Origin of the sequence: Staphylococcus massiliensis CCUG 55927 (genome assembly GCF_000298075.1) — a bacterium.
Classification (GTDB): domain Bacteria; phylum Bacillota; class Bacilli; order Staphylococcales; family Staphylococcaceae; genus Staphylococcus; species Staphylococcus massiliensis.
Map to the genome: position 1 here is coordinate 120,232 of NZ_JH815595.1, position 2,519 is coordinate 122,750.

The window sequence follows — 2,519 nt, forward strand, 5'->3', positions numbered from 1 at the left end:
GACCTTCGTTGAAGGTGCCTGATCTGTAATTACCTTTTGAGGTTTACCAAATTGTTTAATGAGACGTTTGATAAACGCATATGCTGAATGATTATCTCGTTGCTTACGCAACCAAATATCTAATGTATGTCCCTCTGCATCAATGGCACGATATAAATAGTTCCATTTTCCTTTTATTTTGATGTATGTCTCATCAATACGCCATTTGTAATAAGAATTTTATGCTTTTTCTTCCAAATTTGATATAAAATTGGGGCATATTCTTGAACCCAACGATAGACCGTTGAATGATGAACGTTTACACCACGTTCACTTAATATTTCAGATATATCACGATAACTCAATGCATATCTTAGATAGTAGCCAACGGCTACAGTGATAACATCCTTGTTAAATTGTTTATATCTGAAATAGTTCATACAGAAGACTCCTTTTTGTTAAAATTATACTATAAATTCAACTTTGCAACAGAACCACTATATTCAATAATTTTAGGAAAATCTACTGTATCTTCTTTTTGTGTATGTTCTAACATATTATCTCTAAATACTTGATATAATTTCTGTACGTCTAATAAATAAGGATATTTGACTCCATGTACTCGTACTAATTTTGTTATATATGGAGTTAAATTTTTAAACTCTTCTTTCATAGGTTTATGATAAGCTGTTTGAATATACTGAATAAGAGATTGAATACTTAAATATTTAGGATTAAGTTGATTACTTATATCAGTAAAATCAATTTGGTTAAGTTGATCTAGAAGTTCTTTTAAATCAATATTTTTTTTACTCTCAACAGCTTTCTCAATACTTTCATTTCCCCCACAGCAAAAATCAATTCCCACATTTCTAAATATATCAGCTGTTTTAGGATAGTCTGTTACAACATCTGCAACTATATCTTGTTTAGTAATCATTACAATAACCTCCTTATATTTAATATAATTAATCTAAGAGTGTCTTCATAATTAAATGTCATAAAAATTTCATTAAACAAATAAAATATTTAAATGTATAAACCTAATATTTTGATTTAAATAGTGAATAATATAATAATGTTTATTGAGGAGGTTTTATTATGCTTACAGAGCAAGAACAAGATATTATTAAACAAACTGTACCATTATTACAAGATAAAGGAACTGAAATTACTTCAATTTTTTATCCTAAGATGTTTGAAGCTAACCCAGAATTATTAAACATGTTTAACCAAACAAATCAAAAAAAAGGGATGCAATCTTCAGCATTAGCACAGGCAGTATTAGCTGCAGCAATGAACATTAATAATTTAGGTGCAATTAAGCCAGCAATTATGCCTGTGGCACATAAGCACTGTGCTTTACAAGTTTATCCCGAACATTATCCAATTGTAGGTGAAAATTTACTTGCTGCAATTCAAGATGTGACAGGATTAGACAGTGACGACCCAGTAATTCAAACGTGGGCAAAAGCGTATGGAGAAATTGCAGATGTATTTATCAAATTAGAGCAAGAAATTTATAACCATATGTTATGGAAAGGTTTTAAACCATTTAAAATTACAAACATTACACAAGAAACAAGTGACATCAAATCTTTCACAGTTGAATCTGATGAATATGATTTAAGTCAATTCGAACCAGGTCAATACATTACCGTAGATGTTTCTAGTGAAAAGTTACCATATAGAGCTAAACGTCATTATTCAATTATAGATGGAGATGAAAATCACTTAGTATTTGGTGTGAAACGTGATGTGACTACTGAACATGAAGGTGAAGTTTCAACAATTTTACATGATGAAATATCAGAAGGTGACATGATTAATTTATCTGCTCCTGTTGGTGGGTTTTCAATAGAAAATACTGAAAGACCACAATTGTTTATTGGTTCTGGCGTAGGTATGACACCATTAGTTTCAATGTTTAAAAAAGCTGCTTCATTAAACGTTCCAACTCAAATGATTCAAGCGATTGTGACAGAAGATGAACGACCATTTGCTCAAAAACTTGATAGCATTACAGCTAATTATGAGCAAGCACAGTTACATTTACACGTGAAAGATAAAGAAGGCTATTTAGAAGCTAAAGAATTAAAAGAATATTTAAAAGACGAACCAGAAGTTTATATTTGTGGTGGTACAAGTTTCTTACAATCGATAATAAATTCCCTTAAAGAATTAAATTATGATATGAATCATGTTCATTTTGAAACATTCGTACCACGTCTTAGCGTACAAGTTTAAAAATATAAAGAAGGTTTGAATATGAAATTGAGTTCTAGATATTTAAAAGTTTTTATTTTATATATAATAAGTATGTTAGTTTCTAATATTTTTGCATCACATAAATCCTTATATAAGACATTATTACAAGGAGTATTAGGTTATAGCGTATTTGCATTAGGACTTAAATATTTAACTCTCAAAAAAAAGAAATAATAAAATTCTTTTAAATTAAATTTATGACCACTTTTTTGGTCACATATATTTATGAGTGGCTAGCATTTAAGCCACTCATTTTTTGCGTTAGAAAAACA

General features: G+C 29.3%; 2 protein-coding genes and 2 pseudogenes. 2 read left to right on the plus strand and 2 right to left on the minus strand.

Annotation, left to right across the window (positions count from 1 at the left end; genetic code table 11):
• Window positions 1-419: pseudogene (locus A33S_RS12100) on the minus strand (IS6 family transposase); the annotation flags it as partial.
• Window positions 420-475: 56 nt separating this feature from the next.
• Window positions 476-919: pseudogene (locus A33S_RS0110260) on the minus strand (DUF542 domain-containing protein); the annotation flags it as partial.
• 161 nt (window positions 920-1,080) lie between these two features.
• On the opposite strand from A33S_RS0110260, the gene A33S_RS0110265 reads away from it, so the two are divergent.
• Together A33S_RS0110265 and A33S_RS12555 are read left to right on the plus strand one after the other, a co-directional pair.
• Window positions 1,081-2,226 carry a globin domain-containing protein gene (locus A33S_RS0110265; protein ID WP_017176824.1) on the plus strand — a complete coding sequence of 382 codons (1,146 nt, stop codon included), beginning with the start codon at window positions 1,081-1,083 and terminating at the stop codon, window positions 2,224-2,226.
• Window positions 2,227-2,247: 21 nt separating this feature from the next.
• Window positions 2,248-2,421: a hypothetical protein gene (locus tag A33S_RS12555; protein ID WP_017176825.1), complete on the plus strand. Its 174-nt coding sequence runs from the start codon at window positions 2,248-2,250 to the stop codon at window positions 2,419-2,421.
• Window positions 2,422-2,519: the final 98 nt, after the last annotated feature.

Excerpts from the sequence above, each read along its gene's own strand:
- A33S_RS0110265 (WP_017176824.1), top strand. The coding sequence starts at position 1,081 with ATGCTTACAGAGCAAGAACAAGATATTATTAAACAAACTGTACCATTA.
- A33S_RS12555 (WP_017176825.1), top strand. The coding sequence starts at position 2,248 with ATGAAATTGAGTTCTAGATATTTAAAAGTTTTTATTTTATATATAATA.